28 protein-coding genes and 1 pseudogene are annotated in these 26155 nt (G+C 65.0%); 21 read left to right on the forward strand and 8 right to left on the reverse strand.

Features of this window, described 5'->3' with window-relative positions; all coding sequences use genetic code 11:
* Positions 1-108 precede the first annotated feature (108 nt).
* Positions 109-1392, forward strand: coding sequence for a glycerate kinase type-2 family protein (locus tag AC3WLX_RS17605; RefSeq protein WP_492336889.1), 1284 nt, complete (start codon positions 109-111; stop codon positions 1390-1392).
* 64 nt (positions 1393-1456) lie between these two features.
* Here AC3WLX_RS17605 and AC3WLX_RS17610 read toward each other — a convergent pair whose 3' ends face one another.
* On the reverse strand, positions 1457-1978 hold the full coding sequence (locus tag AC3WLX_RS17610; protein WP_492336890.1) for a MarR family winged helix-turn-helix transcriptional regulator: 522 nt from the start codon (positions 1976-1978) through the stop codon (positions 1457-1459).
* A gap of 173 nt (positions 1979-2151) precedes the next feature.
* Here AC3WLX_RS17610 and AC3WLX_RS17615 point away from each other — a divergent pair, with 173 nt between their 5' ends.
* The 3 genes from AC3WLX_RS17615 to AC3WLX_RS17625 are packed head-to-tail and all read left to right on the forward strand — an operon-like array spanning position 2152 to position 5697.
* On the forward strand, positions 2152-3192 hold the full coding sequence (locus tag AC3WLX_RS17615) for a branched-chain amino acid ABC transporter permease (RefSeq protein WP_291622411.1): 1041 nt from the start codon (positions 2152-2154) through the stop codon (positions 3190-3192).
* A 7-nt stretch (positions 3193-3199) separates the two neighbouring features.
* A complete protein-coding gene (locus AC3WLX_RS17620; protein WP_492336891.1) occupies positions 3200-4969 on the forward strand; it encodes a branched-chain amino acid ABC transporter ATP-binding protein/permease in 1770 nt (589 codons plus the stop codon).
* On the forward strand, positions 4966-5697 hold the full coding sequence (locus AC3WLX_RS17625) for an ABC transporter ATP-binding protein (protein ID WP_492336892.1): 732 nt from the start codon (positions 4966-4968) through the stop codon (positions 5695-5697). Before AC3WLX_RS17620 ends, AC3WLX_RS17625 begins: the two co-directional genes overlap by 4 nt.
* A gap of 178 nt (positions 5698-5875) precedes the next feature.
* Here AC3WLX_RS17625 and AC3WLX_RS17630 read toward each other — a convergent pair whose 3' ends face one another.
* A complete protein-coding gene (locus tag AC3WLX_RS17630) occupies positions 5876-6508 on the reverse strand; it encodes a pyridoxamine 5'-phosphate oxidase family protein (RefSeq protein ID WP_492336893.1) in 633 nt (210 codons plus the stop codon).
* 121 nt (positions 6509-6629) lie between these two features.
* Between AC3WLX_RS17630 and AC3WLX_RS17635 the strand changes: the two genes are divergently transcribed.
* Positions 6630-7514, forward strand: coding sequence for a LysR family transcriptional regulator (locus tag AC3WLX_RS17635; protein WP_492336894.1), 885 nt, complete (start codon positions 6630-6632; stop codon positions 7512-7514).
* A gap of 85 nt (positions 7515-7599) precedes the next feature.
* On the opposite strand, the gene AC3WLX_RS17640 is transcribed toward AC3WLX_RS17635, so the two are convergent.
* Positions 7600-8019 (reverse strand): PaaI family thioesterase, encoded by a 420-nt coding sequence (locus AC3WLX_RS17640; RefSeq protein WP_492336895.1) that lies wholly within the window; start codon positions 8017-8019, stop codon positions 7600-7602.
* A gap of 255 nt (positions 8020-8274) precedes the next feature.
* Entirely contained in the window at positions 8275-9444 is a 1170-nt protein-coding gene (pobA, locus tag AC3WLX_RS17645) for a 4-hydroxybenzoate 3-monooxygenase (protein WP_492336896.1), read from the reverse strand.
* Between the two features lie 263 nt (positions 9445-9707).
* On the opposite strand from pobA, the gene AC3WLX_RS17650 reads away from it, so the two are divergent.
* From AC3WLX_RS17650 to AC3WLX_RS17700, 11 genes are all read left to right on the forward strand, one after another.
* Complete coding sequence (locus AC3WLX_RS17650) at positions 9708-10724, forward strand: TRAP transporter substrate-binding protein (protein WP_492336897.1); 1017 nt, start codon at positions 9708-9710, stop codon at positions 10722-10724.
* Between the two features lie 232 nt (positions 10725-10956).
* Positions 10957-11466: a TRAP transporter small permease gene (locus tag AC3WLX_RS17655; protein ID WP_492336898.1), complete on the forward strand. Its 510-nt coding sequence runs from the start codon at positions 10957-10959 to the stop codon at positions 11464-11466.
* A gap of 2 nt (positions 11467-11468) precedes the next feature.
* A complete protein-coding gene (locus AC3WLX_RS17660; RefSeq protein WP_291622863.1) occupies positions 11469-12788 on the forward strand; it encodes a TRAP transporter large permease in 1320 nt (439 codons plus the stop codon).
* Between the two features lie 12 nt (positions 12789-12800).
* Positions 12801-13262 (forward strand): DUF3237 domain-containing protein, encoded by a 462-nt coding sequence (locus AC3WLX_RS17665; RefSeq protein WP_291622861.1) that lies wholly within the window; start codon positions 12801-12803, stop codon positions 13260-13262.
* Between the two features lie 59 nt (positions 13263-13321).
* Positions 13322-13495 (forward strand): type II toxin-antitoxin system HicA family toxin, encoded by a 174-nt coding sequence (locus tag AC3WLX_RS17670; RefSeq protein ID WP_492337315.1) that lies wholly within the window; start codon positions 13322-13324, stop codon positions 13493-13495.
* 5 nt (positions 13496-13500) lie between these two features.
* Complete coding sequence (locus AC3WLX_RS17675) at positions 13501-13899, forward strand: type II toxin-antitoxin system HicB family antitoxin (protein WP_492337316.1); 399 nt, start codon at positions 13501-13503, stop codon at positions 13897-13899.
* A 129-nt stretch (positions 13900-14028) separates the two neighbouring features.
* Positions 14029-14838, forward strand: a complete 810-nt coding sequence (locus tag AC3WLX_RS17680; RefSeq protein WP_291622859.1) for a crotonase/enoyl-CoA hydratase family protein — start codon at positions 14029-14031, stop codon at positions 14836-14838.
* Entirely contained in the window at positions 14835-16718 is a 1884-nt protein-coding gene (locus tag AC3WLX_RS17685; RefSeq protein WP_492336899.1) for a feruloyl-CoA synthase, read from the forward strand. The genes AC3WLX_RS17680 and AC3WLX_RS17685 overlap by 4 nt, the downstream gene beginning before the upstream one ends.
* A gap of 25 nt (positions 16719-16743) precedes the next feature.
* Positions 16744-17505 (forward strand): SDR family NAD(P)-dependent oxidoreductase, encoded by a 762-nt coding sequence (locus tag AC3WLX_RS17690; RefSeq protein WP_492336900.1) that lies wholly within the window; start codon positions 16744-16746, stop codon positions 17503-17505.
* A gap of 207 nt (positions 17506-17712) precedes the next feature.
* Entirely contained in the window at positions 17713-18132 is a 420-nt protein-coding gene (locus AC3WLX_RS17695) for an acyl-CoA thioesterase (protein ID WP_024340606.1), read from the forward strand.
* Between the two features lie 91 nt (positions 18133-18223).
* Positions 18224-19375, forward strand: a complete 1152-nt coding sequence (locus AC3WLX_RS17700; protein ID WP_291622847.1) for an ABC transporter substrate-binding protein — start codon at positions 18224-18226, stop codon at positions 19373-19375.
* Between the two features lie 260 nt (positions 19376-19635).
* Here the strand turns inward: AC3WLX_RS17700 and AC3WLX_RS17705 are convergent, their stop codons facing one another.
* Complete coding sequence (locus AC3WLX_RS17705) at positions 19636-20364, reverse strand: glutathione S-transferase family protein (RefSeq protein ID WP_291622845.1); 729 nt, start codon at positions 20362-20364, stop codon at positions 19636-19638.
* A gap of 37 nt (positions 20365-20401) precedes the next feature.
* Complete coding sequence (locus tag AC3WLX_RS17710; protein WP_492336901.1) at positions 20402-20662, reverse strand: hypothetical protein; 261 nt, start codon at positions 20660-20662, stop codon at positions 20402-20404.
* A gap of 127 nt (positions 20663-20789) precedes the next feature.
* Here AC3WLX_RS17710 and AC3WLX_RS17715 point away from each other — a divergent pair, with 127 nt between their 5' ends.
* Positions 20790-21488: a helix-turn-helix transcriptional regulator gene (locus AC3WLX_RS17715; RefSeq protein ID WP_492336902.1), complete on the forward strand. Its 699-nt coding sequence runs from the start codon at positions 20790-20792 to the stop codon at positions 21486-21488.
* A 1-nt stretch (position 21489) separates the two neighbouring features.
* A complete protein-coding gene (locus tag AC3WLX_RS17720) occupies positions 21490-21807 on the forward strand; it encodes a YkgJ family cysteine cluster protein (RefSeq protein WP_291622838.1) in 318 nt (105 codons plus the stop codon).
* Here the strand turns inward: AC3WLX_RS17720 and AC3WLX_RS17725 are convergent.
* Positions 21804-22202, reverse strand: a complete 399-nt coding sequence (locus tag AC3WLX_RS17725) for a hypothetical protein (protein ID WP_291622836.1) — start codon at positions 22200-22202, stop codon at positions 21804-21806. The two genes, AC3WLX_RS17720 and AC3WLX_RS17725, sit on opposite strands and share 4 nt — an antisense overlap.
* A 277-nt stretch (positions 22203-22479) precedes the next feature.
* Positions 22480-22827 carry a DUF3307 domain-containing protein gene (locus AC3WLX_RS17730; RefSeq protein ID WP_492337317.1) on the reverse strand — a complete coding sequence of 116 codons (348 nt, stop codon included), beginning with the start codon at positions 22825-22827 and terminating at the stop codon, positions 22480-22482.
* A gap of 404 nt (positions 22828-23231) precedes the next feature.
* On the opposite strand from AC3WLX_RS17730, the gene AC3WLX_RS17735 reads away from it, so the two are divergent.
* The 3 genes and pseudogenes from AC3WLX_RS17735 to AC3WLX_RS17745 all read left to right on the forward strand — a co-directional run.
* Positions 23232-24677: a TAXI family TRAP transporter solute-binding subunit gene (locus AC3WLX_RS17735; RefSeq protein ID WP_492336903.1), complete on the forward strand. Its 1446-nt coding sequence runs from the start codon at positions 23232-23234 to the stop codon at positions 24675-24677.
* 168 nt (positions 24678-24845) lie between these two features.
* On the forward strand, positions 24846-25064 hold the full coding sequence (locus tag AC3WLX_RS17740) for a hypothetical protein (protein WP_492336904.1): 219 nt from the start codon (positions 24846-24848) through the stop codon (positions 25062-25064).
* A 123-nt stretch (positions 25065-25187) separates the two neighbouring features.
* Positions 25188-25970 (forward strand): annotated as a pseudogene (locus tag AC3WLX_RS17745) (enoyl-CoA hydratase/isomerase family protein); the annotation flags it as partial.
* Positions 25971-26155 lie beyond the last annotated feature (185 nt).

The raw sequence follows: 26155 nt of genomic DNA on the forward strand, positions 1-26155 counted from the left end.
AGCACCATCGAATGATGGGCGAGCCGGCTTACGCTTTCGCGCATGATGCGGTAGGCATGGAACGGGCGCGCTGCCGCCGATCTCTTCCGTCTGCCAAGGCTTTCCGCAATGACCGACCGCCGTCCCCTGCTTCGCGCGCTCTATGACGCCGCGGTTGACGCCGCCCATCCCAACGTGGTGCTGGCTCCCCATTTGCAGCCTGCGCCCCGGGGACGCGTGATCTGCCTCGCGGCTGGCAAGGGCGCCGGCGCCATGGCCGCGGCCGCCGAGCGGCATTATCTCGACGCGCTCGCGCTGGCGCCGGAGCGCCTCGTTGGCATCGCCACCACGCGCCACGGCTACGGCGTGCCGACCCGCCGCATCCGCGTGGTCGAGGCCGGCCATCCCGTGCCTGACGAGGCCGGACTGAAGGGCGCCGCCGACACGCTCGCGCTCGCTGGCGAAGCCGGTCCCGACGATTTGCTGCTGGTGCTGCTGACCGGCGGCGGCTCGGCCAACTGGATCGCGCCGGTGGAGGGCATCAGCTTCGCGCAGAAGCAGGCGGTCAACAAGGCGCTGCTGCGCTCGGGCGCACCGATCGGCGAGATGAACATCGTGCGCAAGCACCTGTCGCGCATCAAGGGCGGGCGGCTGGCACGCGCCGGCAGGAAGGCCGCCGAGATCGTCACGCTCGCGATCTCCGACGTGCCGCATGACGATCCGTCCGCGATCGCTTCCGGCCCCACGGTGCCGGATCCGACCACGCTGGCGGACGCGCGCGCGATCGTCGCGAAATACCGGCTCGACGTCGACGATGCCGTGCGCCGCGCGCTCGAGGATCCCGCCAATGAGAGCTGCAAGCCGGGTGACGCTGCGTTTGCGCGCGCCTCGTTCGAGCTGATCGCGCGGCCCAGGCAGTCGCTCGACGCCGCGGTGAAGCTCGCGCGCGCGTCCGGTTACGAGACGATCGATCTCGGCGCCGATCTCGAGGGCGAGGCGCGCGAGGTCGCCGCCGCGCATGCCAGGCTGGCGCTGGACGCCCGCGCGCAAGGCAGGCGCCTCGCGATCCTCTCCGGCGGCGAGCTCACGGTCACCGTGCGCGGCAACGGGCGCGGCGGCCCCAACCAGGAATACGCGCTGGCGCTGGCCTCGCTGTTGCAGGACACGCCGGGCATTGCCGCGCTGGCCGGCGACACCGACGGCGCCGACGGCGGCGCCGGCCATCCGACCGATCCCGCCGGCGCAATGATCGACGCGACGACCTTCGCGAAGATGAAGGTGCTGGGGCTGCAGCCGCAGGCCTATCTCGACAACAACGACGCGACCGCGTTTTTCGAGGCGACGGGGGACCTGCTCAAGCCGGGCCCGACGCTGACCAACGTGAACGACGTCAGGGTGATTTTGGTGGATTGAGGCCTAGGTATCTCCGTCATGGCCGGGCTTGTCCCGGGCATGACGGTGGATAGAGAGCGCCCCGTCAAAACTCGTGGGCGATCTTGGCGAGCATCGCGAGCAGGGCCTCGCGGTTGGCCTGGCCGAGCAAATCGTTCAGCCGCGCCTCGTGCTTGGTGGCGACCAGCTTCTTGGCGCGGGCCAGCACCGCCTTGCCCTTGTCGGTGAGCACCAGGATGTGCGAGCGGCGGTCGTTGGTGGAGCGGATCCGCGTGCAGAGGTCGCGGCTCTCGAGATTGTCGAGCATGGCCACGAAGTTCGGCCTGAGGATGCCGAGCGTGGAGGCGATCTCGGTCTGGTTACGGCCCGGGTTCTTCTCGACCAGCAACAGCACCGAGAACTGCGCGGGCGTCAGTTGCAGCGAGGCCACGCAGCGCAGGAAGTTCTCGAACACCTTGAGCTGGGCACGTTTCAGGACATAGCCGAGCTGCTCGGACAACTCGCCGAGCTGGAGGGCTTCCGCCTGCGGCTCGCCCGCGTCCTTGCGGCCCTTGGCCGCGTCGGCCGGTTTTCCGGAAGACTTTTCAGCGGTTTTGGAAACGGTCATCGCCTCGTGCTCGCAATCCCGATAAATTCGGGACGGGTCGCTCCCCACCCTTGATGTTATATTTGATAATTGTTATGGACCATACCAAATATCGTCAGCGTTTTTCAATGGCTGTGAGCGGACCGTCCACCGCAATCGCGAGGACCGGTCCGGATTAGGGGGAGCGTCCGGTCTTGAATACCACCATCATGCTGTTCCTGGTGCAGGACGGCATCACCAACGGCGCCATCTATGCGCTGCTCGGCCTAGCGCTGGTGCTGGTGTTCGCGGTCACCCGCGTCATCCTCATTCCCCAGGGCGAGTTCGTCACCTATGGCGCGCTGACCTATGCCTCGCTGGCGGCGGGCCAGATGCCTGGCACGGCAAAGCTCGCGCTGGCGCTCGGCATCGGCGCCTTCGGCTTCGACCTGTTCGTGGCCCGCAAGGCCTTGCACGGCCGCCTGGTCCTGCGCAGCCTCGTCACCAACATCGTGCTGCCGGCGATCGTGCTGGCGCTGACCCTGTACTTCGCCGCCCAGAAGCCGCCGGTCGCGATCTGCATCGCGCTGTCGCTGGTGATCGTGGCGATGATCGGCCTGTATCTCTACCGCATCGCCTTCCAGCCGCTGGCGCACACCTCCGTGCTGGTGCTGCTGATCGCCTCGGTGGGCGTTCATTTGGCGCTGCAGGGGCTTGGCCTGTTGTTCTTCGGCGCTGAAGGCCAGCGCGGGCCCGCCGTGCTGTCCGGCGCCTTCACCGCCGGCGCGCTCCGCTTCACCGGCCAGAGCATCACCGTCTACGCCATCACCATCGCCTTCATCGTCGCCCTCTGGCTGTTCTTCGGTCTGACGCTGTACGGCAAGGCGCTGCGCGCGACCGCGGTGAACCGGCTCGGCGCGCGGCTTGCCGGCATCCGCACCACGCTGTCGGGGCAGATCGCCTTCCTGCTCGCCTCCGTCATCGGCGCGCTCTCGGGCATCCTGATCGTGCCGATCACGACGCTCTATTACGACAGCGGATTCCTGATCGGCCTGAAGGGCTTCGTCGCCGCGATCATCGGTGGCCTCGTCAGCTACCCCCTCACCGCAGTCGCGGCGCTGGTGGTCGGCATCGTCGAGGCGTTCTCGTCCTTCTACGCCTCCAACTACAAAGAGGTCATCGTCTTCATGCTGCTGATCCCCGTGCTGCTGCTGCGCTCGCTCGCCGCGCCCGCGGTCGAGGAAGAGAAGGACTGACGCCAAGATGCAGAGCCGGCTTCCCATCATCGTCTTTGCAGCCGTCATGGCGGCGATCCCGTTCGTCCCGGGCATGCCGCCGTTCTGGATCGTGCTGCTCGACAATATCGGCCTTGCCGCCCTGGTCGCGATGGGCCTCGTGCTGCTGACCGGCGTCGGCGGCCTGACCTCGTTCGGCCAGGCGGCCTTCGTCGGCTTCGGAGCCTACACCACCGCCGTACTGACGACCGCCTACGGCCTGTCGCCGTGGCTGACGCTGCCGCTGTCGCTCCTGGTCAGCGGCCTGTTCGCGGTGCTGCTCGGCCTGATCACCGTCCGGCTCTCCGGCCATTATCTACCCCTCGGCACGCTCGCCTGGGGGCTCGGGCTGTTCTATCTCTTCAGCAAGCTGGAGTTCCTGGGCCGCAACGACGGCATATCCGCGATCCCGCCACTGTCGATCGGCACGTTCAAGATGCTCTCGCCCGGCTCGATCTATTACGCGATCTGGATCGCCGTGATCGTCTCGGCGCTGCTGACGATGAACCTGCTGGACTCCCGCACCGGCCGCGCGATCCGCGCGCTGCGCCGAGGCCATATCGCGGCGGAAGCCTTCGGCGTGCATACGCCGCGGGCCAAGCTGCTGGTGTTCATCCACGCCGCGGTCCTCGCCGGGCTCTCGGGCTGGCTCTACGCCCATCTGCAGCGCGCGGTGAACCCGACCCCGTTCGGCGCGCATATGGGCATCGAATATCTCTTCATCGCGGTGGTCGGCGGCGCCGGCTATGTCTGGGGCGGCGTCCTCGGCGCGGCCATCGTCGTGGTCCTGAAGGAGGTGCTGCAGAGCTATCTGCCGCTGATCCTGCCGGGCTCCGGCCAGGTCGAGACCATCGTGTTCGGCATCATGCTGGTGGCGCTGCTGCAGCTCGCGCCCGGCGGCCTCTGGCCCTGGCTGATGTCTTTCCTCCCCGAGCGGACCGGCGGCAAGAAGCCGGACACCTCGCAGAAGCTGGAGCATCGCACCCGCGCTCCCGCCGAGGCCGGCGTCCTGCTCCAGGTCGACAAGGCGCGAAAGCAGTTCGGCGGCGTAGTCGCGGTCAACAACGTCTCCTTCGACGTCAAGGCCCGCGAAATCGTCGCGCTGATCGGCCCGAACGGCGCCGGCAAGAGCACGACCTTCAACCTGATCACCGGCGTGCTGTCGGCGACCGCGGGCTCGATCTCCGTACTCGGCAGGAAGGTCGATAACGCACCGCCGCAGGAGATCGTGAAACTCGGCATCAGCAGGACCTTCCAGCACGTCAAGCTGGTGCCGGACATGACCGTGCTGGAGAACGTCGCGATCGGCGCGCATCTGCGCGGCCATTCCGGACCCTTGTCCTCGATGCTGCGGCTCGACCGCGCCGACGAAGCCCGGCTGCTCGCGGAGGCCGCCCGCCAGATCGAGCGCGTCGGCCTCACCGAACAGATGCACCAGCTGGCAGGCAGCCTCTCGCTGGGCCAGCAGCGTATCGTCGAGATCGCCCGCGCTCTCTGCGTCGATCCGATGCTGCTGCTGCTCGACGAGCCGGCCGCGGGACTGCGCCACATGGAGAAGCAACGCCTTGCGACGCTGCTGCGCGACCTGCGCGACGGCGGCATGAGCGTACTGCTGGTCGAGCACGACATGGGCTTCGTCATGAACCTCGCCGACCGCATCGTGGTGCTCGATTTCGGCACCAAGATCGCCGAAGGCACGCCGGCCACGATCAAGACCAATCCCGAAGTGATCAAGGCCTATCTCGGAGTGGCGGCATGAGCACGCTGTTGTCCGTCACCGACGCGCATGTCGCCTATGGCAAGGTCGAGGCGGTGCGCTCGGTCTCGCTCGAGGTCGGCAGCAACGAGATCGTCACCATCGTCGGCGCCAACGGCGCCGGCAAGACCACGCTGCTCTCGGCCATCATGGGCATTCTGCCGCTGAAAGGCCGCGTCGCCTTTGCGGGCCAGGATCTCGCCCGCCTCGACATCGAGGACCGCGTCGCGATGGGGCTCGGCCTCGTGCCGGAGCACCGCGAATTGTTCGTGACCATGAATGTCGAGGACAATCTCCAGCTGGGCGCTTTCCGCATCGAGCGGAGCAAGGCCAAGACCTCGATCGAGCGGGTCTATGCGCTGTTTCCACGGCTCAAGGAGCGGCGCAAGCAGCTCGCCGGCACGCTCTCAGGCGGCGAGCAGCAGATGCTCGCGATGGGCCGCGCCCTGATGGGCGAGCCGAAGCTCCTGATGCTGGACGAGCCGAGCCTCGGCCTTGCCCCGATCATCGTCGCCGACATCTTCCGCATCGTCACCGAGCTCCGTACTGCCGGCGTCTCGGTCCTGCTGGTCGAGCAGAACGCACAGGCCGCGCTGAAGATCGCGGACCAGGCTTATGTGATGGAGCTCGGCGAATTCGTGCTCAGCGGCAAGGCCAGCGACATCGCGGCGAACGAGCGCGTGGCTGCGAGCTATCTCGGCTTCCAGAACGAAGACGCGAGCGTGATGTGACTCTTATCCTCCCCTGGAGGGGGAGGGTCGCTACGCATGCAGCGAAGCGAAATGCGTAGCGGGGCGGGGTAACGGTCTCTCCGTGGCGTAAACTGCCCGTGTTGAGAGATCACCCCACCCCGCTCGCGCTTCGCGCGATCGACCCTCCCCCTCCAGGGGAGGGTAAGAAAGCAGCAGTTTAGGGAACTACTCCCGCTGCCTTCTCGCCCTTAAGCGCCGCGACCTCCGCCTCCAGCTCCGCAATCCGCGCGTCCCTCGCTGCCAGCGCAGCGGCGACATCTGCCGCATCGAATTTCTGCGGGATGTGCTGCGGGCAGTTGGTGTCCCAGGCTGCGATCTTGAACAGGATCACCTGCTCCGGTCGCGCGCGGTAGTCCTTCGGCATCAGCGAGGTGGTCAGCGCTTCGTCGTCCTCGACCACGCGCGCCTCGCCCCAGATCTTCACCCGGCGGCGGTGGGCGTAGTCCATTACGAAGATGTAGGCCTTTGGGTTCTCCGACAAATTGCCCTGGGTGATGAACTGCTGGTTGCCGGCATAATCGGTGAACGCCAGCGTCTGCTTGTCGAGCACCTTGAGAAAGCCCTTCGGACCGCCGCGGTGCTGGATATAGGGCTGGCCGTCCGCCGCGGCGGTAGCGAAATAGAAACTGTTGGCATCGGCCAGGAAGGCCGCGAGGTTGTCGTCGACCTCGGTGCGCCAGCCGCGTTGTTCGCTGCGCGCGTAGGCCTCGCGGGAGCCCTTGCGGGCCTGGATCGCCTTCACGGCGGGCGAGAAGGCGACGTCGCTCGCATAGGTGTGGGTAGCAGTCATCGGAACGTCTCCTGAGATTCCGGCGCATTGCTGCGTCTTCGCCCCCAAAGATGGACCTTCCGCCCACCAAAACAATCTAGTCGCTTGACACTTCATCATTGCAATATATGCAATAATGCCGATGGACCGGCTCGAAGCTATGCACGTCTTCGTCACCGTCGCCGATCTGCGCGGCTTTGCGCCGGCGGCGCGCAGGCTGCACATGTCGCCCTCGGCGGTGACGCGGCTGATCGCCGCGCTGGAAGAGCATCTCGGCGCGCGGCTGTTGCAGCGGACCACCCGGCAGGTGACGCTGACGGACGTCGGCACGCGCTATCTGGAGCGCGCGCGGCGCATCCTCGCGGATGTCGAGGAGGCCGACGGCTCCGCACGGCAGGAGCGCAACCGGCCGAGCGGGCGCCTCGTGGTGTCTGCGCCGGTCGGCTTCGGTCGGCTTCACGTCGGGCCGGTCATGACCGCCTATCTCAAGCGTTATCCCGAGGTCGCCGCCGAGCTCAGGTTGTCCGACCATCTCGTCAACCTCGTGGAAGACGCCGTCGACGCCGCGGTGCGGATCGGCCATCTCGTCGATTCCTCGCTGGTGGCGCGCCAGGTCGGCGAAATGCGGCGGATCGTGGTGGCCGCGCCCGGCTATCTCAAGCGTCACGGCGAGCCGAAGACGCCCGAGGCCCTACTCGAGCACCAGACCATCCAGTTCGGCCCCTGGTCCGAATGGCGCTTCCGGCGCGATGGCCGCGACATCGAGGTGAAGCCGACCCCACGCTTCATGAGCAACAGCGCCGACGCGGCGCTGCAATATGCCGAGGCCGGCGGCGGCGTGACGCGCGTGCTGGCCTATCAGGCTGCCGAGAGCCTGAGGCGGGGCCGGCTGAAGATCGTGCTCGCCGCATACGAGCAGCCGCCGCTGCCGATCCACATCGTCTACCCGACCTCGCGCCTGCTCTCGGCCAAGGTCCGCGCGTTCATTGATCTCGTGGTGGAAACGGCGGAGTGGAGGTTCGGGTGATGACTGTCATTCCGGGGCTCGCGAAGCGAGAACCCGGAATCTCGAGGTTCCAAGTTCAGTGCGCCGCACCACCCCGGAACGACAGTTAGCAATTCTTCGGCACCACACGGAACGTGCCGCTGGCGCGCGCGATCACGGCTTCGTCGGCTTTGACCATGCATTGCGCGAAACAGATCGTGCTCCCGATCTTGATCGCCTCGCCCTCGACCGCGAGCCATTGGCCGATCTCGGCGGCACCCGCATAGTCGACGGACAACGAGATGGTGACGAAGGATGTCGTCCAGTTCGTGACTTGCGCGCAGCTGTAGCCCATGGCGGCATCGGCGAGCGCCGCGATCAATCCACCATGAATCAGCCCGCGCGCGTTGGTGTGCGGCGTCGCCAGCCGCAATCCCATGGTGACGCCCTTCTCGGTCTTCTTCGAATACAGCGGCTCCCAGGGTTCGGTGAGCGGGGATTTACGGAAATGCGGCTCGAAGCCGGCGGGAACGTCGATTGAGGTCATGGCTGTCTCGCGTTGCTAATTGCCGGCATTGAACGCGATGTGGAAGATGGTTGCATCAATTACAAAGTTTCAAACGGAATTTGCGCGGGCGTTTGAAACGGATGTGCGGACGTGCGGCAGCCGTAGGGTGGGCAAAGCGAAGCGTGCCCACGATTTTTTCATGATCGAGAGAGATGGTGGGCATGGCACGCGGAGCGCGTGCCTTGCCCACCCTACGGCACCTCCCGATGACGATACGGGGAGAGCGATGCCGCCCTAAAACGGCAGCCCCACGTAGTTCTCCGACAGCGAGGTCATCGCCGCCTGCGACTGCGTGACGTAGTCGAGCTCGGCGAGCTGGATACGTGCGCCGATGGTGCCGGTGTCGGGGAATTTGTGCAGCATCGAGGTCATCCACCAGGAGAAACGCACGGCTTTCCAGACGCGCGCCAGCGCCTTGGCGGAATAGGCGTCGAGGCCGGCGCTGGATTTCTCGTCGTAGAACTCGCGCAGCGCGCTCGACAGATAATGCGCGTCGCTGGCGGCGAGGTTCAGGCCCTTGGCGCCGGTCGGCGGCACGATGTGAGCGGCGTCGCCGCACAGGAACATCTTGCCGAAGCGCATCGGCTCGGCGACGAAGCTGCGCAAGGGGGCGATGCTCTTCTCGATCGAGGGGCCGGTGACGAGGCGGTCGGCCGCCTCCTGATCGAGCCGGCGCTTCAGCTCGTCCCAGAAGCGGTCGTCCGGCCATTGGTCGACATGATCATCGAGCGAACATTGAACGTAATAGCGGCTGCGCTTGGTCGATCGCATTGTGCACAGCGCAAAGCCGCGGGCGTGGTTGGAATAGATCAGCTCGTGGCTGACCGGTGGTGTATCGGAGAGAATGCCGAGCCAGCCGAACGGATAGACCCGCTCGAATTCCTCGATCGCGGAGGCCGGAACGCTGGCGCGGCTGACGCCGTGGAAACCGTCGCAGCCGGCGATGAAGTCGCAATCGAGCGTATGGGTGACGCCGTCCTTGAGGTAGGTCACGCGCGGGTGACTGCCGTCGAAATCACGCGGCTGCACGTCCCGGGCCTCATAGACGGAAACGAGACCCGCGGCCTTCCTGGCATTCATCAGGTCGAGGGTGACCTCGGTCTGGCCGTAGATCATCACCGTCTTGCCGGTCGCGCCCTTCATGTCGATGCGGTGACGGCGGCCGGAGAAGGCAAGCTCGATGCCGTCATGGACCAGACCCTCGGCATGCGCGCGCGCCCCGGCGCCGACCTTGTCGAGCAGTGCGACCGTTCCCTCTTCCAGGAGACCGGCGCGAATGCGGCCGAGCACGTAATCCGGGCTCTGGCGCTCCAGAATGACGTTGTCGATGCCGTATGTGTGCAGAAGTTGCCCCAGCAACAATCCGGCCGGCCCGGCCCCGATGATTGCGACTTTTGTCCGCAATACTTGCTCCTCCCGATCCTTTAGGGTTTCGCCGCGGCCTGCTTGTGGCGAGGCCTCGCAGGCGATAATTATATCATATAACGTTTGCGCAAAAGGGGAGCGGTCGTCGCCCGGCAGCGATAAATCCATGCAACAGAGTTGACGTAGATGACGCGGCAAGGCTGCGCATCAGTTCCGGCTTGAATGCGCCGGGCAATTAGATAACATGTTAATTAACGAGACCGGGCCATCGAAGCCCGCCGTCGAAAACAGGGAGAGACGTGATGAGGAAAGCCTGTCTGGCCTTGCTGCTGGCAGCAAGCGTGAGCCCAGCGTTCGCGCAGGACAAGACCTTCGATCTGAAGATCTCGCACTGGGTGCCGGCCTCGCATCCGCTGCAAAAATCGCTGGAAGACTGGGCCGCCGCGGTCGAGAAGGATTCCGGCGGCACCATCAAGAGCAAGGTGTTTCCGGCCCAGCAGCTCGGCAAGGCGTTCGATCATTACGACATGGCGCGCGACGGCATCGCCGACGTCACTTACGTCAACCCGGGCTACCAGCCCGGCCGCTTCCCGATCATCGGCGCCGGCGAGCTGCCGTTCCTGATCTCGGACGCCAAGGGCGGCTCGATGGGACTGGACGCCTGGTATCGCAAACATGCCGAGAAGGAGATGAAGGACGTCAAATACTGCCTCGCCTTCGTCCACTCGCCCTCTTCGTTCCACTCCCGGACCAAGAAGATCGTCAACCCCGAAGACGTGAAGGGCATGAAGATCCGCCCGGCCCACGCCACCATGGCGAACTTCGTCACCTCGCTCGGCGGCACCAATGTGCAGTCCTCGGCACCGGAAGTGCGCGACATCATCGAGCGCGGCGTCGCCGACGGCGTCACCTTCCCCTGGGGCTCCCTGGTGCTGTTCGGCATCGACAAGGTGACCAAATACGACATGGAGGCGCCGCTCTACACCACCACCTTCGTGTTCGTGATCAACAAGGACAAGTACAACGCGATGTCCGACAAGCAGAAGGCCGCGATCGACAAGAACTGCTCGGTCGAAATGGCGGGGGCGGTCGGCGAGCATTGGGGCAAGTTCGAGGATGCCGGCATCGCCAAGGTGAAGGCGGAATCCAGTCACGAGGTCTACAAGCTGACGGCCGAGCAGACTGCCGCCTGGAAGAAGGCCGCCGAGCCGCTGGTCAAGACCTGGGGCGACGGCGCCAAGAAAGCCGGTGCCGATCCGGATGCGACGCTGACGGATCTCAAGGCCTCGCTGAAGAAGTACAACGCGCTGGCGGAGTGACGCCCAGCAGTGGCCGCGCACTCGCTGCATCTCTCCCGCTTGCGGGAGAGGTCGCGCCCAACGGGTCGCGCCGAAGGCGCGCCCGATGACAGGCTCCGGCGCGGGTGAAGGCCTTCTCCTATAGAGGGTCTTCGATCGTGGAAACACCCTCTCCCCAACCCTCCCCCGCAAGCGGGGGAGGGAGCGTAGCTTCATCGCGGACACACCGCGCACTTGCCTGAAGGACACTTTCATGAAGCGCTCCTGGATGGACCGCATCATCGACTCGATCGAATGGATCGCGGCCGGCTTCGTCGGCATCGTCGCGCTCGACATCTTCCTGTCGGTGCTGCTGCGCAACACGCTGAACTATTCGATCCCCGACAGTTTCGACATCGGCCGCATGCTGCTCGGCATCCTCATTTTCTGGGGCATCGCGGCAACTTCCTATCGCGGCACCCACATCACGGTTGACCTCGTCTGGGGCAATGTCGGGCCGCGCCAGCAGCGCTGGATCGACGTGTTCGCAACCCTGGTGCTGCTGTTCGTGGTGACCGTGCAGACCTGGACGCTGTTCGACAAGGTGCGCGGCACCTACAACGACAACGTCCAGACCTTCGACCTGCACATGCCGACATGGCCGTTCTTCCTCATCGCATGGATCGGCGACGTCTGTGCCGTGCTGCTGATCGCGATCCGCACGTACCGCCTGATCTTCCACCCCGAAGACATGCACGAACCCAAGATCAAGGTGACGGAGTGACCATGAGTACCGACGCCGTCGCCGTCCTCGGCTTCGTCTCCCTGTTTGCCCTGATGCTGCTGCGCGTGCCGGTCGGCATGGCCATGGGTCTCGTCGGCGTGTGCGGCTTCAGCTATCTCGTCGGCTCGACACCGGCCCTGAAGATGGTCGGGCAAGTCACCATGCGGACGGTGACGGATTACACGTTCGGCGTGATTCCGATGTTCCTGCTGATGGGATCCTTCGTCAGCAACTCCGGCATGAGCCGCGAGCTGTTCCGCGCCGCCAACGGCTTCGTCGGCCATCTGCGGGGCGGGCTCGGCATCGCCACCGTCGGCGCCTGCGGCGGTTTCGCCGCGATCTGCGGTTCGTCGGTCGCGACCGCCGCGACGTTCTCCGCCGTCGCCTACCCGGAGATGCGCCGCTTCGGCTACCCGCAGTCCTTTGCCACGGGGGTCATCGCGGCCGGTGGCACGCTGGGCGCGATCCTACCGCCCTCCACGGTGCTTGCGGTCTACGGCATCATCACCGAGCAGGACATCGGCAAGCTCTTCATCGCGGGCATCATTCCCGGCCTGCTCGCGATGGCCATGTACATGATCACGATTTTCCTGATCGGTTATTTCCGCCCCGACTTCCTGGCCAAGGGCAAGGTGATTCCGTGGCGCGAACGCTTCGCCGGTTTGAAGGACATCTGGGCTCCGGTGCTTCTGTTCGTATTCGTGATCGGCGGCCTCTATGGCCTGCCCTTCCTGCCGCGCTTCACGCCGACAGAGGCCGGCGGCGTCGGCGCGACCGGGGCCTTCATCATCGGCGTGCTGACGGGCCGGCTCGACCGCGAGAAGGTGCTGGCCTCGCTGCTGCAGGCCACACGCACCGCAGCCGCCGTGTTCACCGTGCTGATCGGCGCGCTGATCTTCGGCTATTTCCTCACGGTGACGCAGACGCCGCAGAAGGTCACGGAGCTCCTCACCGGCCTCGGCCTTGGTCCCTACGGCGTGCTGGCGCTGATCATGGTGATGTATCTCGTGCTCGGCTGCCTGATGGACGCCATGGCGATGATCATCCTGACCGTACCGATCATCTTCCCGGTCATCATCCATCTCGGCTTCGACCCGATCTGGTTCGGCGTCATTGTCGTCATGACGGTCGAGCTCGGGCTGATCACTCCGCCGGTGGGCATGAATGTGTTCGTCATCAAAAGCGTGGTGAAGGACGTGTCCTTCTCCACCATCTTCAGGGGCGTGAGTCCGTTCGTGGTCACTGACCTGATCCGCCTGGTGATTCTGATCGCCTTCCCGGCACTGGCGATCTGGCTGCCGACACGCATGATGGCGCATTGAAGAGGTGAAGCGATGACCACGCCGACGTTGGAAACAAAATACGTCTTCACCCTTACCGTCCGCATCGGCGACGTCGTCACCGCCGGCGAGACCGGGATCGGAGTCCGCCGCATCATCCCGATCATCGGCGGCGAGGTGAAAGGCACGATCACGGGGAAGGTGCTGCCGTTCGGCGCCGATTTCCAGACCATCCGCCCCAACGAGCTGATCGATCTCGAAGCCAAATACGCCTTCGAGACCGACGACGGCGCAACCGTCTATGTCGAGAACAAAGGCATGCGCTTCGGCCCCGTCGAGCTCCTGCAAAAGCTCAAGCGCGGCGAGCCGGTCGATCCCAAGCTGATCTATTTCCGCACCGTGCCGAAATTCGAGACCGGGCACGACAAGTATCGCTGGCTGATGGAGCACATCTTCGTCGGATCGGCGGCGCGGCATGCCGATCGCGTCGTGATCGACGTGCACCAGGTGATGTGAATCCGAAATTGACAATGAGTCATGATGTGTATAAATACACACCATGAAATAGTCGAGACATCATCTCGGCGCTTCAAAGGGATGGCTGGGTCCAAGTGGCTCAAAAAGGCAGCCACGTCCAACTCAAGCACCCGGCAAAACCAGGCCGCGTCACTGTCCCTCACCCGAAGCGGGACATCCCGCTCGGAACGTTGAAGAGCATCGAGCGACAAGCCGGCCTGAAACTGAGGTGAGCGCCATGCGTCACTACATTGGTCTTATCCATAAAGATGCTGACAGCGATTTCGGCGTGTCGTTCCCCGATCTGCCGGGGCTTGTGACCGCGGGGACCACGCTCGACGAAGCACGCGACATGGCCGAGGAAGCGCTGGCGCTTCACCTTGAAGGCATCTTGGAAGACGGCGCATCGGTTCCAGAGCCTTCGTCGCTCGAAGAGATCATGGCTGACCCGGAGAATCGCTCCGGGGTCGCGATTCTGGTGTCGGTGAAGGACGACCAGCCGAAGATCGTGCGCGTCAATGTCACCCTGCCCGGCGACGTCCTGGAGCAGATCGACAAATATGCCGCGACCCATGGCTATACGCGTTCGGGCCTGCTCGCTCAGGCCGCCAAGAAGCTGATTGCCGAAGCCGTCTGAGACAGTTCTGCGCACCGCGCCGGCGATTTGCCACGCGCCTTCCTGCCACCTCGACGCAGGCGGGGATGCGCCCCTCCTTGACTCCCCCAGAATTCGTTATACAACATAACTATTCTGACAAGGACGCAAATGACACAGGGAAACGCCGAGACCGCGAACGCGGGCAGCTCCGGGCTGTTGAAGATCGAGCGGGCGGACCGGGTTCTCACCGTGGGTCTGAACCGGCCGGCCAAGCGCAATGCGCTCAATGACGGCATCATCCTGGAAATCGGCGAGTGTTTCGCGTCCCTGCCCGAGGACATCGGCGCGGTCGTAATCCACGGCATCGGCGACCATTTCTCCAGCGGCCTCGACCTCTCCGAATTGACCGAGCACGACGCGACCGGCGGCCTGCTCCATTCGCAGATGTGGCACCGGGTGTTCGACCGCATCCAATATAGCCGCGTGCCCGTGATCGCAGCGCTCCGGGGCGCCGTGATCGGCGGCGGGCTGGAGCTCGCCTGCGCCGCGCATATCCGCGTCGCCGAGCCCTCGACCTATTTCGCGCTGCCAGAAGGGCAGCGCGGCATCTTCGTCGGCGGAGGCGGCTCGGTGCGGCTGCCACGGCTGATCGGCGTCGCCAGGATGATGGACATGATGCTGACGGGGCGCGTCTACAGCGCGACCGAAGGCGCGTCCTATGGCTTCGCGCAATATCTGACCGAGGCCGGCAACGGGCTCGGCAAGGCGCTGGAGCTCGCGGCCAAGGTGGCGTCCAACGCACCGCTGACGAACTTCGCCGTGCTGCAGGCGCTGCCGATGATCGCGGAGGCCAATCCGCAGGCCGGTCTCCTGATGGAATCGCTGATGGCCACCGTCGCGCAGAGCGACAAGGAGGCCAAGCGGCGGATCCGCGAATTCCTCGAACACAAGACCGCGAAGGTAAAGCCGAAGTCATGAGCGCGCAGCCGTCCTCTTCCAGCATGGAGCGCGGCGCGAGCACCATCCCGCTGCGGCCGATCTCGTTCGGTGATCCCGCCGTCGACGTCGAGCGCCGCGATGACGGCACGATCTATCTGAGGCCGAAGCAGCCGCTCGGGGACTATCCCGTCCGCATCACCGACCGCCTGCACCACTGGGCGAACACGACGCCGGACCGGATCTTCATGGCAGAGCGCGACGGCGGCCGCTTCTGGCGCAAGATCAGCTATGCCGAGCTGCTCACCGCGAGCCGGCACATCGCCTCGAGCCTGATCGCGCGCGGCCTGTCGGCGGAGCGGCCGGTCGTCATCCTCTCCGGCAATTCGATCGACCACGCCCTGCTCGCCTTCGGCGCGTTCTATGCCGGCGTGCCGTTCTGCCCGGTGTCGCCGGCCTATTCGCTGGTGTCGAAGGACTACGGCAAGCTGTCCTATCTGATGAAGTTGCTGACGCCCGGCCTCGTCTTCGCCGAGGACGCCGACAAATTCGCCGATGCGCTCGCCGCCAATGTTTCGCTCGGCACCGAGATCGCCGCGTCCTATGGCCACGTACCGGGCCGCGACGTCACCCTGCTCGCCGACCTGATGGCGAGCCCGATCCGCAGCGATCTCGACGACGTCCACGGCCGGATCGGCCCCGACACGATCGCGAAATTCCTGCTCACCTCGGGCTCGACCGGCAACCCCAAGGCCGTCATCAACACCCAGCGCATGATCTGCGCCAACCAGGTGATGCTGCGCGAGACGCTCGCTTTCCTCAAGGACGAGCCGCCGGTCATCGTGGACTGGCTGCCCTGGAATCACACGTTCGGCGGCAACCACAATATCGGTCTGACGCTCTACAATGGCGGCTCGATGTATCTGGACGCCGGCAAGCCGATGCCCGGCGGTATCGAGGAGACCGTGCGCAATCTCCAGGAAATCTCGCCGACGGTCTATTTCAACGTGCCCAAGGGCTATGAATCGCTGCTGCCATACTTGCGCGACGACCAGGGCCTGCGCGCGAAATTCTTCGACCGGCTGCATGCGATGTTCTTCTCCGGGGCGGCGCTGTCGCCCTTCATCTGGGACAGCCTCGACGCGCTCGCGGTGAAGGAAAAAGGCTATCGCGTGCCGATGCTGACCGGGCTCGGGGCGACCGAGACGGCGCCGTTCTTCATGTCGGTCAATCCGCGCACCAGCCGCTCGGGCCATGTCGGCCTTCCGGTTGCGGGCAATGACGCCAAGCTGGTGCCGAACAACGGCAAGCTGGAGGTGCGCGCCAAGGGGCCGAACGTGATGCCCGGCTACTGGCGGCAGCCCGACATCACCGCAAAATCCTTCGACGAAGAAGGATTTTACATGATGGGCGATGCACTCAAACCTGCCGACCCCAATGATCTCAATGCCGGCTTCGACTTCGACGGCCGCGTCGGCGAAGACTTCAAGCTCGCCAGCGGCACCTGGGTCAGCGTCGGCCCCTTGCGCGCGCGCCTCACCGCAGCCTGCGCGCCGCTGGTGCGCGACGTCGTCATCGCCGGCATCAACCGTGACGAAATCTCTGCCCTCGTGGTGCTCGACCTCGACGGCTGCCGACTGATCAATCCGACGCTGCCGACCGACGATCTCGTCGTCGCGACGCGCGACCGGCTGGTGCGCGACGCCTTCCGTGAGCGCCTGACCCGCTTCCTCGGCCAGGCCACCGGCTCCTCGACGCGGATCACGCGCGCAATCCTGATGGACACGCCGCTGTCGATCGACAAGGGCGAGGTCACCGACAAGGGCTCGATCAACCAGCGCGCCGTGCTGGAGCACCGCACCGACTTGATCGAGGAGCTCTACGCTGCCAATCCATCCAACCGTGTGATATCGGTCGGATAACAAATTACCGCTACAGGAGAACGCCATGTTGTTGAAGGATCAGGCAGCCATCGTCACCGGCGGCGCATCGGGACTGGGCGCGGCCACCGCGCGAAAACTGGCGGCGCAGGGCGCCAAGGTCGCGGTGTGCGACCTCAACACCAAGCTCGCGGAAACCGTCGCCGCCGAGATCAAGGGCGTCGCCGTGACCTGCGACGTCTCCGATGCCGCTTCCGCCGAAGCCGCGATCGCGCAGGCAGCAAAGGCCCACGGCCCGGCCCGCGTGCTGGTCAATTGCGCCGGCATCGGCGTTGCCAAGCGCGTCGTCGGCCGCGACGGTCCGATGGCGCTCGCCGATTTCGACAAGGTGATCAAGGTCAATCTGATCGGTACCTTCAACATGCTGCGCCTCGCCGCGACCGAGATGTCCAAGCTCGAACCGCAGGCGACCGGCGAGCGCGGCGTCATCATCAACACCGCCTCCGTTGCCGCCTATGACGGCCAGATCGGGCAATCCGCCTATTCGGCCTCCAAGGGCGGCATCGTCGGCATGACGCTTCCGATCGCACGCGAGCTGGCGCAGTTCGGCGTGCGCGTGCTGACCATCGCGCCCGGCCTGTTCCTGACGCCGCTGCTGGCCAACTTGCCGCAGGAAGCGCAGGATTCGCTTGCCGCCGCGATCCCCTTCCCGCGCCGGCTCGGCCATGCCGACGAGTTCGCCGCGCTCGCCCTGCACATGGTCGAGAACGCCTACCTCAACGGCGAAGTGGTGCGCCTCGACGGCTCGCTGCGCATGGCGCCGAAGTAAATTGATGAGCGGGATTGCACCAGCGACCTCGACCTTACCTCTGCCATTGGGAGAGGTCGGCGCGCAGCGCCGGGTGAGGGGCCCTGCCCTATCGAGAGACCGTATTTCCTCACCCGAATTGCTCTTGACGATGCTGCGCATCGCAAGGCGCAATTCGACCTCTCCCTTCGGGAGAGGTGTGGCGCAGCGCCAGTGGATGAATAAGTCATGTTCGTGAACCGGCGCGAGGTTCAGATCCAGTGGGGCGATTGCGACCCCGCCAACATCGTCTACTACCCGCGCTATTTCGCGATGTTCGACGATTCGACCTCGACCCTGTTCGAGGTTGCCGGTTTCTCCAAGCAGGATTTGGTCCGCAAATACGGCCTGGTGGGCATTCCCATGGTCGACACGCGGGCCAAGTTCTACATCCCCTCGACCTATGGCGACTGGATCACCATCGAAACCAGGATCGAGAGCATCAAGCGCTCGAGTTTCGAGGTGAAGCACAACGTCTACAAGGGCGAGGCGCTTGCGATTGAAGGGTTCGAGACCCGCGTCCTGGTCGGCCGCGATCCTGTTAACCCAGACAAACTGAAATCGGCACCGTTCCCGGCGGAAATGGTAGCCAAATTCACGGGGAGCTGAAGTCCGGAGCTAAATCGCCGCATCACCAAAAGAGGGGGCTGAATTACCCCCCGATTTCTGCTTTCAAGGAAACACGTCAAGGGAGGAATAGATGAAACGCTTTTATTTGACCGCCGCCATCACTGCGGCAACGCTTGCCCTGCCGGCGGTGCCCGCATTGGCCCAGACCGCCGAAGTCACCATCGGCATCACCACCACCACGACCGGTCCCGGCGCAGCCCTCGGCATTCCCGAGCGCAACGCGCTGGAATTCGTGCCGAAGGAGATCGGCGGCGTGCCGCTGAAGGTGATCGTGCTCGACGACGGCGGCGATCCCACGACAGCCACGACCAACGCCCGCCGCTTCGTGACCGAATCCAAGGCCGACATCATCATGGGCTCGGCGCTGACACCGCCGACGATCGCGGTCTCGAACGTCGCCAACGAAGCCGGCATCCCGCATTTCGGCCTCGCGCCGTTCCCGATCACGCCGGAGCGCATGAAGTGGTCGGTGGCGATGCCGCAGCCGATCCCGATCGTCGGGAAGGTGCTGTACGATCACATGAAGTCCAAGGGCGTGAAGACGCTCGGCTATATCGGCTATTCCGACTCCTATGGCGACCTCTGGTTCAACGACCTCAAGGCCCAGGCGGTGCCGATGGGCATGACCATCGTCGACGAGGAGCGCTTTGCCCGTCCCGACACCTCGGTGACAGGTCAGGTGCTGAAGCTCGTTGCCGCCAATCCCGACGCCATCCTGGTCGGCGCCTCCGGCACCGCGGCCGCGCTGCCGCAGACCGAGCTGCGCGAGCGCGGGTACAAGGGACTGATCTACCAGACCCACGGCGCGGCGAGCATGGACTTCATCCGCATCGCCGGCAAAGCGGCGGAAGGCGTGTTGATGGCCTCCGGTCCGGTCATGGCCCCCGAGGAACAGCCGGATAGCGCGCTGACCAAGAAGCCGGGCCTCGCGCTCAACTCGGCCTACGAGGCCAAGTACGGGCCGAACAGCCGCAGCCAGTTCGCCGGCCATTCCTATGATGCGTTCGAAATCCTCAAGCGCGTCATTCCGGCGGCGTTGAAGACGGCCAAGCCCGGCACGCCCGAATTCCGCGAGGCCATCCGCCAGGCGCTGCTGACGGAAAAGGAGCTGGCCGCAAGCCAGGGCGTCTACAATTTCACCGAGAAGGACCGCTACGGCCTCGACGATCGCTCGCGCATCCTGCTCACGGTGAAGGATGGCAAGTACACGTTGGTGAAGTAGACACAGCGAGATTTGAGACGACGAGAGCCGGCCCATGGGCCGGCTCTTTTTCTTTGGCTGTGAGAACGTGCGACGGCTCCGCGGTCGCTGTGCCCCCTCTCCCGCTTGCGGGAGAGGGTTGGGGAGAGGGTGCCTCCGCGTTGGGACCGTCCGAGGCCTGCAGAGACAATCCCCCAGAGGAGAAAGCCCCCACCCGGCGCTCTGCGCCGACCTCCCCCGCAAGCGGGAGAGGTTACACCGAGTCTGCCGATGCACCGGGGCTACGCTGCCTGCCGCAGCGGGGTCCAGGCGAACTCGGGATAATAGTCGTCCATCATGCGGTCGACATAGGCGGTGAGGTTTGGAAATCCCTCGGCGCGTTCGCGCAAGGCCGATTCGAAGAAGGGCGAGAGAACGCCGGCAAGCATGCCGAAAGCCGTAGCGTCGACGCCGCAGGGCTTGCTGCCCATCAGATATGCCTTGTCGCCGAGCTGCACCGAGAGCGCGAACAGCGAGCGCACCGCGAGATCGACGTCGTCATCCGGCGCATGGCGGCCGAGGCCGGAGAGGAGATAGTTCTCGGCGACGCGGAACTGCGCATCCTCGCGCAGCTTCTCGCGATTGTGCTCCGGCGCGCCGTCGAAGAAATGCGCTGGGCCCTTGGCGAAATTGACCGGATCGACCCAGCGCGCGCCGACCAAGGCCCAATAGACGTGATGCTCGATCATGCGCTCGAACGCCCAGGCTTGCGCGCGCTCCTGCAACGAGAGCCCGGCATCGAAATCGAAGCCGTAGCGGCGCTCGATATGGGCGCGGATGAAGGTGGAATCGGCCACCGCCTCGCCGCCGTCGTCGATGAAGGGCAGCTGACCCTTGGGGGAGGCCGGCGGCATCGCCCGCTCCTTCCGGTAAGGCAGCCCCGCCATCTTAAGCTGGACCTCGGTCTTGGTGACGAAGGGGCTGATCTCCGGCAGGCCGAAGCCGGCGCCGAAGCCGTAAAGCGTGATCATGCGAGCTCTCCTGAACCTGTCGAACGCGTGACGGAACCTAGCGGCGGGCTGCTGCCACCATGGTGGCAGCAGCCGTGATATCTTCTGCGAAGCGCGCGCCTTGCCAGGCACGGCCCATCACGTGGCGGACGAGCGCATCCGCGGCACGGACGAGCGGGCTTGCCACGGCGCCCGTGAGGGCAAACCGGAGGTCGACGGCCATGAGATCGAGCGAAACGAGGCGGCCGAACGCCGACACGGACCACCCCTGCGCTTGCGACAACGGAACGGCCGGGCCGAAATGGGTTGGAATGATCATGGACAAATCCTCTTCAGTCGATGTGTTGTCCCGGTATAGAACTCCCCTGCTGCCAACATCCTGTCAGCAGCCGCGCGCCGCCTTCTGAAAACACCGCCGAGACAAAAGCAGCGACAAGAGACCCGTCATGAGACGCGCCGACCGGCTGTTTCAAATCATCCAGGTGCTGAGACGCACGCGTAAACCGCTGACGGCTGACGCGATCGCGGCCGAGCTCGAGACGTCGAAGCGCACCATCTATCGCGACATCGCAACCCTGATCGGCCAACGCGTGCCGATTCGCGGCGAAGCCGGCATGGGCTACATCCTGGAAAAGGGTTTCGACCTGCCGCCCTTGATGCTGACGCCCGACGAGATAGAGGCCGCGGTGCTGGGCGCGCAATGGGTCGCAGGCCACGCCGATTCCGCGCTGGCGCGCGCGGCCGAAGATCTGATGGCCAAGATCGCCGACACCGTGCCTGAGCGCCTGCGGCCCTTCGTGCTGGAGCCGGCGAGCCGGGCGCGGCCGAGCTGGAACCAGGAGCCGGACCGCCTGGACATGGCGCGCACCCGCACCCAGATCCACGAAGGCAAGAAGATCATGCTGCGCTATCGCGACGAGCAGGGCCGCCCGAGCGAGCGCATGATCTGGCCGATCTCGGTCGGCTACCTCGAAGCGGTGCGGCTGCTGGCGGCCTGGTGCGAGCTGCGCGGCGACTTCCGCAGCTTCCGCACCGACCGCGTGGTCGAGGCGAGCTACCTTGACGAGAAATATCCTGAAAGGCGCGACGTGCTGCGCGCCAGATGGCGGCAGAGCCTGGTCTGGGGTCCGCCCAAGGACACGTGAGATGAAGGAAGAGATCGACCCGTCGAGCTGTTGCCAGGGTTGCGGCGCCTGCTGCGGCTATTCGGAGAACTGGCCGCGTTTCTCGATCGAGAGCGACGAGGAGCTTGCGGCGATCCCGGAAGGGCTGGTCAACGCGCGCCAATCGGGCATGCGCTGCGAGGGTGATCGCTGCGCGGCGTTGCAGGGAGAGATCGGAAAGAGCACGGCCTGTGGCATCTACGAGGTGCGGCCGGAAGTGTGCCGGACCTGCATGCCGGGCGACGCCGAATGCGCAATGGCGCGGCGGAAGTTCGGCTTGCCGGTGATAGAGGCCGCTTAGGCGGGCACCGCTTCGCCGATCTCGTCGTCGAGCTCGTCATCGAGTGGTGCGAGCACCGAGAGCGGCTTGGTCGACAGCGTGATCGGCTTGCGCCCGCCCGACAGCGACGGTGAGGATTTCGTCGCGCGTTCGCGCGACAGCGCATAGAGCGTCGAGCCGACGCGGCCGCCGTTCTCGATCAGGTCGCGCTCGCTGCAGCTTTCCGCGATCGCGACAGCCAGCGAATGCAAATGGCTGCGGCGATAGCAGAACAGCGCCAGCCTGGCGCGCACGTCAGGGGAAACACTCTCAACCAGCCTCGGCAGGCCACTCTCGCTGGCGCGATACATCTCGCCAAGGAGTTCGTCGCGGACCGGGCAGAAATCGCTTTCAAAGGTGTCGCGGCTTGAAAACATTGCAGTCTCCCTCGTGTCCGGAAGATGCAGTGCAATTCTCTAATGAAAGGTTAACCACGCCGGGTGGTAGTCACCCGGAGTGCTTGCGCCCTCGCCGCGAATCGGAGGGTTCCGGCAGGCACCTTCGCTGCGGCCACCCTTCGAGACGCCCGCCTTCAGCGAGCCCTCAGGATGAGGGTCTTGGTTCGCCACGGAATACCAGACCCTCATGGCGAGGAGCGCCGCCCTTACGGCGCGTCTCGAACCATGAAGGCCGAGCAGCCAACCGCGGCTGCCCTCAGTTCGCAGCCATGAAGATGGAGAGGCCGAAGCCGGTGAGGTGGTGCAGCGCCTGGTCGACACCGATCAAAGTCCAGAACCAGGGATGCGTGAGATCGACGCCGAAATTGGCGGAGACGAATCCTTTGGCACGGTCGATCGTGATGTGGATCACGAAGTCGATGACGGCCACGAACCAGAATCTCGGCGCCACGATCAGGATCAGCGGCAGCGCAACCGCAAGGTGGATGAGGCAGTGCACCAGAAGCGGCAGGGCCCAGCCCTGCTTCTGGTCCTTGCCGTGCGCCATCCAGGCGGTTTGAAGAACGAAATCGGCGATGATGTGCTTGAATGTGAGCAACAACATCCAGCCAATGAGCGCTTCGACCGGAACCGCCGATGACATGGGTGGAAACGACAAGCTGACGCCCTCATTGACGTGACGAGAAGAATTGGAGCGTTCAGCGCAACTTCTTCCTGGACCGGTCAAATCGCCGGGCCGCATGATTTATGACATCTCCGGCGACGGAATGCAGCCGGGGGGAACCGGAAAATCGCAAAGTGTGGCTAACTGGTGATATGATGACCAGCGCGCCGGCTGCACCGCGTAAGGTTACCTCCGGCTCGAAATTTGCGTTCTGCTGCCTTCGCGCTATCATCGACGGTCAGGAATTTCCTTCTTTTTTCAGACGTTTACGAATTACAGGGCGTCCGCCGGACTTTTCAGTCCCCGCGCTGCCGCCACCCAAAGCATAAGGCCGGAGTGCTGCCATGAGTACTGAGGGCCCCGCCGCATCGCCGGCCCCGCCGCCGCCACGGCGTCCCAAGGTGATCAAGACCAATCAGCAGCAGGTCTTCCTCTACGTCGTGCTGACCCTTCTGCTGTCGCTCGCCACCGTCTGGGCCGGCCGCACGCTGGTGCACAATTCGGAAACGCTGACCTTTGCCGTCGGCGGTCCCAACAGCGACGAGGCGATGTTCGCGGCCAAGCTCGCCGCTCTCCTGAAGACCAACGCGTCCCGCCTCCGGATCAAGATCGTCAACAACTCCGACAATGCCAAGGCGATCGCGCAGTTCGACCGCAAGCAGGCCGACCTCGCCGTGCTGCGCACGGACGCCAAGGTGCCCTTGCGGGCACGTGCGCTCGCGATCCTCGAGCACGATCTCGTGCTCCTGCTCGGTCCCGGCAACAGGAAGATCAAGTCGCTCGCCGAGCTGAAGAAGAAGAAGGTCGCCGTCGTCGCCGAGAACGAATCTTCGCTCGCCTTTGTCCGCAGCATCCTCGACGTCCCCGACGGCCCTGAGGCCGCGAAGATCCAGATGGCGCCGCAGGGCGCAACGCTCGACAAGCTGTTTGGCCCGGCAAACGGCTACAGCGCGGTGATTGCCATCGTCCATGCCTCACGGGCGGTGCGGGACAAATCCTATGAGCAAGCCGCCAAACGCGGCGGCTTTACGCTGAACGCCATCGACGAGGCCAAGACGCTGGCGCGCAAATTCCCCGGCATTTCCGACGAGACGTTGACGGCGGGCACGCTGTCGGCATCCCCGCAAATCCCCGACGACGACCTCGACACGATCGGGCTCGAATGGCTGCTGGTCGCGCAATCCAGGATGTCCCCGAGCACGGCAGGCGAGCTCGCCCGCACCATCTACGAGAACAAGTCGGCGCTCGCGCTCGACAACGGCTTTGCCACCAGGATCGAACCGGCCTCCGTCGAGAAGGACGCCTTCGTGATCGCGCATCGGGGCGCCGCCGACTACATCAACGACGACACCAAGTCGTTCCTGGATAAGTACAGCGACGTGATGTATCTGGGCGTCGCCGCGCTCAGCATCATCGGCTCGATCTTCGCGGCGATCTACGCCAAGATCACGCGGATCGCGCCGGAGAAGGCGAGCGAGCTCTCGACCGCCATCCTCGACGTCGGCGAGCGCATCGAGCACGCCCATTCGCTGGATCAGCTCGAATGCCTCCAGGACGAGTTGGAAGGCATTTTACGAGGGGCCGTCATCGGCCTCAGGGACGGCACGATCAGCACAGACGGCCTCGACACGTTCAAGCTCGGCTACGAATTCGTCCGCGACGAGATCGGCATGCGCCGCGACTATCTGAAACGCCATGCCGGCGAAGCCGAAAAGACGGTGCGTGATACCCGCCCTGCCCTGCCGGACGACAGCAACGTGGTGGTCGTGAAGACCGCCCAGAGCGCCTGATCTCACCGGGCACTTTCCTGTCCCGGACAGCAACGTCCCTAGCGCGTTGGAGACGCGCGTGAACGCGCTTAGGGCGTTGCCGCGCTGCGCCGGGGCCCGACACCTCGGCCGTTTGGAACCGCCGCGATCCACAACCGTTGATTCCTAGTTGCAACCGGATAGCGCGGCATGCGTGCACTCCTCCTCATCCTCCTTATGGCAATGCTGGCGGCGGCCGGTTACTTCGCCTATTCCGCAATGGCGGTCGAAGGCGAGCCGATCCCGACGGAAGGCTATGTGGCGCTTGCCCTGGGCGCGGGGTTTTCCGTCCTCGTCGGCGTCGGGCTGATGGTGCTTCTGTTCTTCAGCAGCCGCCGCGGCTACGACGAGCCGCCACATTTCAAGTAGGCCCTTCGCCGGCAGCGCGGCAGGGAGGGCAAGCCCGGCGCACGCGGTGTCATCAGAACAGGCTCGCCGTCGTTGACGGCCTCCGTCCGGGCGGGCACTTTGGCACCGACAATGGAGACAAGAATGTCGGACACAGCCGAGGCCGCATCCAGCCCCGTGCTCGAAATCACCGGCGCCCGCGCCACCATCCGCCTCAACCGGCCCAAGCATCTCAACCGGCTCCAGGCCGAGGATCTCGGCGAGCTGACGGAACTGTTCGACCGGATCGAGGCCGATCCGGCCATCCGCGTGCTGGTGCTGACCGGCACGGGCCGCGCGTTCTCGGCCGGCTACGATCTCAATTCCGTGGCGGAGCGCGCGGTCAGCGCGACCGAACAGCAGAGCGCGGGCTCGGCCTTCGCGGCGGTGGTCGACCGGCTGGAGGATCTCGGCGTTCCCACGATCTGCCGGCTCAACGGCGGCGTCTATGGCGGCTCGACCGACCTCGCGCTCGCCTGCGATTTCCGCATTGGCGTCGAGACCGCGGAGATGTTCATGCCGGCGGCGCGGCTTGGGCTGCATTACTACCCGAGCGGCATCAAGCGCTACGTGACCCGCCTCGGCGTGGACAATGCGAAAAAGCTGTTCCTGACCGCGCAGAAGATCGGCGCCCCGGAGATGCTGCGCATCGGCTACCTCACCGCGATGGTGCCAATGGACTTGCTGGATCAGGAGGTCGACAAGCTTGCTGCGATCCTCGCCGGCAACGCTCCGCAAGCGATGCGCGGCATGAAGCGGGCGATCAACGAGTTCGCCCGCGGCGAGCTCGATGAGGGCGCCGCCGACCAGCGCCACCGCGACAGCATGCGCGGCGAGGAGATCAAGGAAGGCATCGCGGCGTTTGCGCAGAAGAGAGCGCCGCGGTTTTTAGCGACAATGTCCCATACGGCCGTGGCGGAGATGACGCAGGCGAGGCCTGAGCGCGACCACACGGCGCGCAAAGCCTGACCGCGGCACATTTCGCCGCTGCCGATGAAACAAACCTGAAACACGATTCTTCCCGCTCGCCATGAACGCGATCGCATCTCGTCTCGACCGAGATGCAGGGACGC

It is taken from the genome of Bradyrhizobium sp. FW305-F6 (assembly GCF_058782905.1).

What these genes read in the sequence shown, in the direction of transcription:
- AC3WLX_RS17605 (WP_492336889.1), top strand. Translation starts at nt 109, where the DNA reads ATGACCGACCGCCGTCCCCTGCTTCGCGCGCTCTATGACGCCGCGGTT.
- AC3WLX_RS17610 (WP_492336890.1), bottom strand. Translation starts at nt 1,978, where the DNA reads ATGACCGTTTCCAAAACCGCTGAAAAGTCTTCCGGAAAACCGGCCGAC.
- AC3WLX_RS17620 (WP_492336891.1), top strand. Translation starts at nt 3,200, where the DNA reads ATGCAGAGCCGGCTTCCCATCATCGTCTTTGCAGCCGTCATGGCGGCG.
- AC3WLX_RS17625 (WP_492336892.1), top strand. Translation starts at nt 4,966, where the DNA reads ATGAGCACGCTGTTGTCCGTCACCGACGCGCATGTCGCCTATGGCAAG.
- AC3WLX_RS17630 (WP_492336893.1), bottom strand. Translation starts at nt 6,508, where the DNA reads ATGACTGCTACCCACACCTATGCGAGCGACGTCGCCTTCTCGCCCGCC.
- AC3WLX_RS17635 (WP_492336894.1), top strand. Translation starts at nt 6,630, where the DNA reads ATGGACCGGCTCGAAGCTATGCACGTCTTCGTCACCGTCGCCGATCTG.
- AC3WLX_RS17640 (WP_492336895.1), bottom strand. Translation starts at nt 8,019, where the DNA reads ATGACCTCAATCGACGTTCCCGCCGGCTTCGAGCCGCATTTCCGTAAA.
- AC3WLX_RS17650 (WP_492336897.1), top strand. Translation starts at nt 9,708, where the DNA reads ATGAGGAAAGCCTGTCTGGCCTTGCTGCTGGCAGCAAGCGTGAGCCCA.
- AC3WLX_RS17655 (WP_492336898.1), top strand. Translation starts at nt 10,957, where the DNA reads ATGAAGCGCTCCTGGATGGACCGCATCATCGACTCGATCGAATGGATC.
- AC3WLX_RS17660 (WP_291622863.1), top strand. Translation starts at nt 11,469, where the DNA reads ATGAGTACCGACGCCGTCGCCGTCCTCGGCTTCGTCTCCCTGTTTGCC.
- AC3WLX_RS17665 (WP_291622861.1), top strand. Translation starts at nt 12,801, where the DNA reads ATGACCACGCCGACGTTGGAAACAAAATACGTCTTCACCCTTACCGTC.
- AC3WLX_RS17675 (WP_492337316.1), top strand. Translation starts at nt 13,501, where the DNA reads ATGCGTCACTACATTGGTCTTATCCATAAAGATGCTGACAGCGATTTC.
- AC3WLX_RS17680 (WP_291622859.1), top strand. Translation starts at nt 14,029, where the DNA reads ATGACACAGGGAAACGCCGAGACCGCGAACGCGGGCAGCTCCGGGCTG.
- AC3WLX_RS17685 (WP_492336899.1), top strand. Translation starts at nt 14,835, where the DNA reads ATGAGCGCGCAGCCGTCCTCTTCCAGCATGGAGCGCGGCGCGAGCACC.
- AC3WLX_RS17690 (WP_492336900.1), top strand. Translation starts at nt 16,744, where the DNA reads ATGTTGTTGAAGGATCAGGCAGCCATCGTCACCGGCGGCGCATCGGGA.
- AC3WLX_RS17695 (WP_024340606.1), top strand. Translation starts at nt 17,713, where the DNA reads ATGTTCGTGAACCGGCGCGAGGTTCAGATCCAGTGGGGCGATTGCGAC.
- AC3WLX_RS17700 (WP_291622847.1), top strand. Translation starts at nt 18,224, where the DNA reads ATGAAACGCTTTTATTTGACCGCCGCCATCACTGCGGCAACGCTTGCC.
- AC3WLX_RS17705 (WP_291622845.1), bottom strand. Translation starts at nt 20,364, where the DNA reads ATGATCACGCTTTACGGCTTCGGCGCCGGCTTCGGCCTGCCGGAGATC.
- AC3WLX_RS17710 (WP_492336901.1), bottom strand. Translation starts at nt 20,662, where the DNA reads ATGATCATTCCAACCCATTTCGGCCCGGCCGTTCCGTTGTCGCAAGCG.
- AC3WLX_RS17715 (WP_492336902.1), top strand. Translation starts at nt 20,790, where the DNA reads ATGAGACGCGCCGACCGGCTGTTTCAAATCATCCAGGTGCTGAGACGC.
- AC3WLX_RS17720 (WP_291622838.1), top strand. Translation starts at nt 21,490, where the DNA reads ATGAAGGAAGAGATCGACCCGTCGAGCTGTTGCCAGGGTTGCGGCGCC.
- AC3WLX_RS17725 (WP_291622836.1), bottom strand. Translation starts at nt 22,202, where the DNA reads ATGTTTTCAAGCCGCGACACCTTTGAAAGCGATTTCTGCCCGGTCCGC.
- AC3WLX_RS17730 (WP_492337317.1), bottom strand. Translation starts at nt 22,827, where the DNA reads ATGTTGTTGCTCACATTCAAGCACATCATCGCCGATTTCGTTCTTCAA.
- AC3WLX_RS17735 (WP_492336903.1), top strand. Translation starts at nt 23,232, where the DNA reads ATGAGTACTGAGGGCCCCGCCGCATCGCCGGCCCCGCCGCCGCCACGG.
- AC3WLX_RS17740 (WP_492336904.1), top strand. Translation starts at nt 24,846, where the DNA reads ATGCGTGCACTCCTCCTCATCCTCCTTATGGCAATGCTGGCGGCGGCC.